Below are 4,384 nucleotides of genomic sequence, written 5' to 3' on the forward strand. Positions count from 1 at the left end.
CTTCGTGCCCAATGCGGTGGGTGCGCTGCTGCCCCCGGGCTACACCCGCACCTTCCTGCCTGGCGAGGTGAAGGCGGACGGGCCCGTGCTGCCGCAGTGGGCGTACACCGCCGCGGCCTGGGGCGAGGACGGTCCGGTGGCCTGGGCCATCCACACCGACACGCGCTCGCACTGGGATCCGGAGAAGTACTCCACCGCCGAGCTGAAGAAGCTCGTGGACACGCACCTGGCGCGCTTCCCCGGCAACCGCGTCCTCAAGCAGCTCACCACGTGCGCGATGCTGTACCGGTGCTTCACCTCGCAGAACATCTTCTATGTGCGCGACGAGGGGGCCATCCCCGCCTCGGTGATGTGCAACGCGCGCTGCGTGGGCTGCATCTCGGATCAGCCGGCGGGTGGACCTCCCGCCTCGCACGAGCGCATGGATGATGGGCCCTCCGGCGAGGAGATGGGGGCCATTGGCCTCTACCACCTGGAGAACGCGCCGGGCCGCACCATGGTGAGCTTCGGCCAGGGCTGCGAGGGCGAGCCCCTCACCCGGTGGAAGTTCATCGCCGAGGCCATCCGCCACATGCGCGCGCACACCTCGCGCGGCTCCATCAACATCAACACCAACGCGAGCCTCACCCAGGGCCTCGAGGCGCTGCTCGACGCGGGACTGGACGCGGTGCGCGTGTCGCTCAACTCGGCGTCGAAGGAGCTCTACGAGGCCTACTACAAGCCGGTGAAGTACGGCTGGGAGGACGTGGAGGCTTCCATCGCCCTGGCGCGCGAGCGCGGCGCGTACCTCGCGCTCAACCTGCTGCTCTTCCCGGGCGTCACGGACCGGGAGGGCGAGGTGAAGGCCCTGGAGCGGCTGGTGAAGAAGTACAAGGTGGATCAGGTGCAGACACGCCCGCTGGCCATCGATCCCATCCAGTACCTGGAAGTGGCGCGAGACAAGGGCGCCGGGGGAGAGCCCGTCGGCATCCGCACGCTGCTCAAGCGGCTGAAGGCGGCCCGGCCGGGGCTGATCATCGGCAACTTCGCGCGCGGACTCGACGAGCGGGACAACGCCGCCAGCGCCCGGCGCTAGAAGCAGGGGCTTGTGCACATCACTCGTCGTCGACCACGAGTGATGTGTGCATTTGCCTTACACCACTCGTGGTCGACGACGAGTGGTGGGTGCGGCCGTTACTCCTGGAGCTCCTTCGCGACCAGGTGGCCCAGCACGGCGTCCTTGGGCACGTAGCCATCGGCGCCGGCCTCGCGGCAGATGCGCTGGAGCTCCTCGATGTTCTCACCGGAGCACAGCAGCACCTTGATGCCCTTGAAGAGGCTGTTGCTCTTGATGAAGCGGCAGAACTGCTCGCCGTTCACGTTGGGCATGCGCACGTCCAGCAGGACCAGGTCCGGACGCGTCTGCTTCTTCAGGATGATCTTCGTCGCCTTGTCCGCGGAGTCGGCGATGTGCACCTCGAAGCCCTTGGTCACCAGGTCCGCTTCGATGATGCGCGCCGTCATCTCGCTGTCGTCGACGATGAGGATGCGAGGCTTGCGTCCGGCCGCCGCCGCCATCTTCGCCGCCGAGGGGAATCCACCCGTGGGAGCAGGGGAGGGCGCCGCCGCAGGCGCCGCGGGAGCGGGAGGTGCCGCGGGAACTGGAGTCGGTGCCGGTGCGGCGGCCTGGGGCGCCACGGGGGCCGGAGCCTGGGCCACCACGGGAGCCGAGGGCGCGGCGGGCGTCGTGGGAGGGGCCGCCGCCGGAGCCTGCGCGACCGGACGAGGCTGAGTCACCTGACCCGCGACGGGCGCGCGAGGAGCGGCGGCCGGAGCGGGAGGGGCCGCTGTCGGAGCCTGCGCGGCCGGACGAGGCGCGGCCACCTGACCGGCCACGGGCGCACGCGGCGCCGCGGGAGCGGCCGGAGCCTGAGGCGCCCCCGCCACGGGAGCCTGCGCGGGCGGACGCGGCTGCGCCACCTGACCCGCGACGGGCGCACGAGGAGCGGCGGCCGGAGCGGGAGGAGAGGCCGTCGCTGGAGCGGGATGGGCCGCCGTCGGGGCCTGCGCGACCGGACGGGGCTGGGCCACCGCACCCGCCGCGGGCGCGCGAGGCGCACCGGGAATGGCCTGGGCCTGGGCCTGCGGGGAGGGGCCGAGGCGGGGCGCGGGGGCGGCATTCGCCTGGGGCGCGGCACCCGGGGCAACGGGCCGAGGGGCAGCCGCGGGAGCGGGCGCACGAGTGGCTGGCGCCACGGAGGGAGGGCGGGGCGCGGCGGTGGTGGCCTGGGGCCGGGCCCCCGGAGCGCCGGGGTTCGTCACGGGACGTGCGGGTGAGGCCACACTGTTCGTGGGGGCCCCGAGGATCCGCATGATCCCCGCGATGACCGCTTCCAGCCCGCCGCCCTTGAGGATGTAGGCATCCGCGCCCGAGTTGCGCGTCTTCGCCGCCAGCTCCTCCTCGGAGATGTCCGAGTAGAGGACCAGCTTGGACGTGACCTTCTTCTGCGTCCGGAGGTACTCGACGACGTCGTCGCCGAACATCTCCGGCATGTTCACGTCCATCAGGATGAGCGCGAACGGTCCCTCGGTGAGCTTCTGCTCGAGGCTCGCCAGGTCGGTCGCCCCAGTGGCCTGGTAGCCGGCCGCAGCAAGCGCCCGGACGGTCAGTTCCACCAGCATCGGGCTATCGTCGATGACCAGTACGCGAGACATCTGCCTCCTCGGGAATGCTATCGTCACCCTACACCGTTGAGTGGGCCCGGACCATGTGATTCGGTCCACTCTTGACCCACTTCGCAAGCCTCCGGATACTTTGGCGCCTTGATTACAACTCCCCTCCAGCGTGCGCTCCGGAAGGCGCCAGACCGCGCCGTCGCAGGCCAGGCCCGGCCGGAGCAGGAATTCTTCCTGTTTCGGGCGGGCGAACTTCGCCTCGGCGTTCCCAGCGATAACGTCCTCGAGGTGATTCGCGCAGGGCTTCTCACGCCCCTGCCGCGAACGCCCTCCTTCCTCCTGGGTGTTACAGGCCATCGCGGCGAGGTACTCCCTGTGATGGATCTGCTGCGCTTCCTTGGCAAGGGGGAGGCCCGCGTCGGCCCGAGGACCCGGCTCTTCATCGGCACCAGCGGCAGCTACCGCGTCGGTGTCGTGGCGGACGCGGTGCTCGGTCTGCGCCGCATTCCAGTCGCCGATGTCCTTCCCCCTCCCATGGGTGGGGATGCGGCCGCCGAGCACCTGCTGGGCGTCACCGTGGGGGTCGCGCAGCTGGACGCGGTGGCCCTGATCAACTTCACCAAGCTGTTGCAGAGTGCTCGGCAGCGGGCGGTGGTCCGGTGATCTACGACGATTACGCGGAGGACCCCGCCCAGGAGCAGAACGAGGTCGACATCCTCTTCTTCGAGGTGGGCGACATCGTCTACGGCACCGACGCCTCTCAGGTGGTGCGCATCGACCGCTCACACCCGGACGATCTCGAGCTGGAGGGCCTCGGTGCCCTCAAGCGAGGCAACCGCGCCATCGTCTTCGACATCCCCGCGGAACTGGTGCCCGAGGGAGAGCACTCCGAGGCGCACCTCAAGGTGGACACCATCCGTGGTGTGCGCCCCGTTCCCATCATGGACCTGCGGCGACTGCCTCCCACGGCTGGCGCCGCACCCTACGCTGTGGGGGTTTTCCTCGACCAGGAACGCCCCGTGATGCTCATCGATCTTGTTGAAACCTTGAATGCTCAAGGAAGGCACTGAAGGCAATGTCCCCTGTTGACACGACGAAGAACGAAGTTGTCGCGACGGAGGGCGCCGCCCCTCGCAAGAAGGCCGGCTCCCTCAAGCCCATCACCGACACCGTGATCGCGGTGCTGGCGGGCAATCTCGACGCGCGCGTTGCCAAGAATGCCATGGAGGAGGATGCCGCCGACCTGGCCAACCTCTTCAACCAGCTCCTCGACAGGTTCTCCGCCACCGAGCGTCGCAAGCAGGTGGCCGCCCAGGAGATCGATCAGGCCATCGACGCGCTCATCACCCTGGTGCGCGAGGGCGACCTGGCCCAGTGGAACACCTCCACCGAGGACGCCCAGCTCGGGCCCCTCCTCGAGGGTTTCGGCAAGGTGATCGAGACGTTGCGCACCTTCGTGCGGGAGATCAACGAGGCGGCCCTGCGCCTGTCCTCGTCCGCCAACCAGGTGCTCGCCGCCTCCACGCAGCACGAGACGAGCTCCACCGAGCAGGCCGCGGCGATCCACGAGACCACGGCCACGATGGAAGAGCTCAAGCACGCCTCGGCGCAGATCGCCGAGAACGCCGGCAGCGTGGCGCGCGTGGCCGAGGAGACCCTGGGTGCCGCTCGCGCGGGCCGGGGCGCCATCGGCGAGTTCATCCAGGCCATGCAGCAGATCCGCAGCGAC

The 4,384-nt window shown here is 69.8% G+C and carries 3 protein-coding genes and 3 pseudogenes; 4 read left to right on the forward strand and 2 right to left on the reverse strand.

Annotation, left to right across the window (positions count from 1 at the left end; genetic code table 11):
* Positions 1-1,075, forward strand: a 1,075-nt coding sequence (locus VF794_RS22600; protein ID WP_331113696.1) for a radical SAM protein, incomplete at its 5' end; no start/stop codon positions are given.
* Positions 1,076-1,173: 98 nt separating this feature from the next.
* Here VF794_RS22600 and VF794_RS22605 read toward each other — a convergent pair.
* Both VF794_RS22605 and VF794_RS41760 read right to left on the reverse strand, forming a co-directional pair.
* Positions 1,174-1,680 (reverse strand): annotated as a pseudogene (locus VF794_RS22605) (response regulator); the annotation flags it as partial.
* Positions 1,681-2,382: 702 nt separating this feature from the next.
* A pseudogene (locus VF794_RS41760) lies at positions 2,383-2,694 on the reverse strand (response regulator); the annotation flags it as partial.
* Between the two features lie 111 nt (positions 2,695-2,805).
* Between VF794_RS41760 and VF794_RS22615 the strand changes: the two are divergent.
* From VF794_RS22615 to VF794_RS22625, 3 genes and pseudogenes are all read left to right on the forward strand, one after another.
* On the forward strand, positions 2,806-3,318 hold the full coding sequence (locus tag VF794_RS22615; RefSeq protein WP_331113703.1) for a chemotaxis protein CheW: 513 nt from the start codon (positions 2,806-2,808) through the stop codon (positions 3,316-3,318).
* Positions 3,315-3,725, forward strand: coding sequence for a Frizzy aggregation protein FrzB (locus tag VF794_RS22620; RefSeq protein ID WP_331113699.1), 411 nt, complete (start codon positions 3,315-3,317; stop codon positions 3,723-3,725). The genes VF794_RS22615 and VF794_RS22620 overlap by 4 nt, the downstream gene beginning before the upstream one ends.
* Before the next feature lie 5 nt (positions 3,726-3,730).
* Positions 3,731-4,384, forward strand: a pseudogene (locus VF794_RS22625) (methyl-accepting chemotaxis protein); the annotation flags it as partial.

The organism is Archangium sp. (assembly GCF_036389735.1).
Taxonomy (GTDB): domain Bacteria; phylum Myxococcota; class Myxococcia; order Myxococcales; family Myxococcaceae; genus Archangium.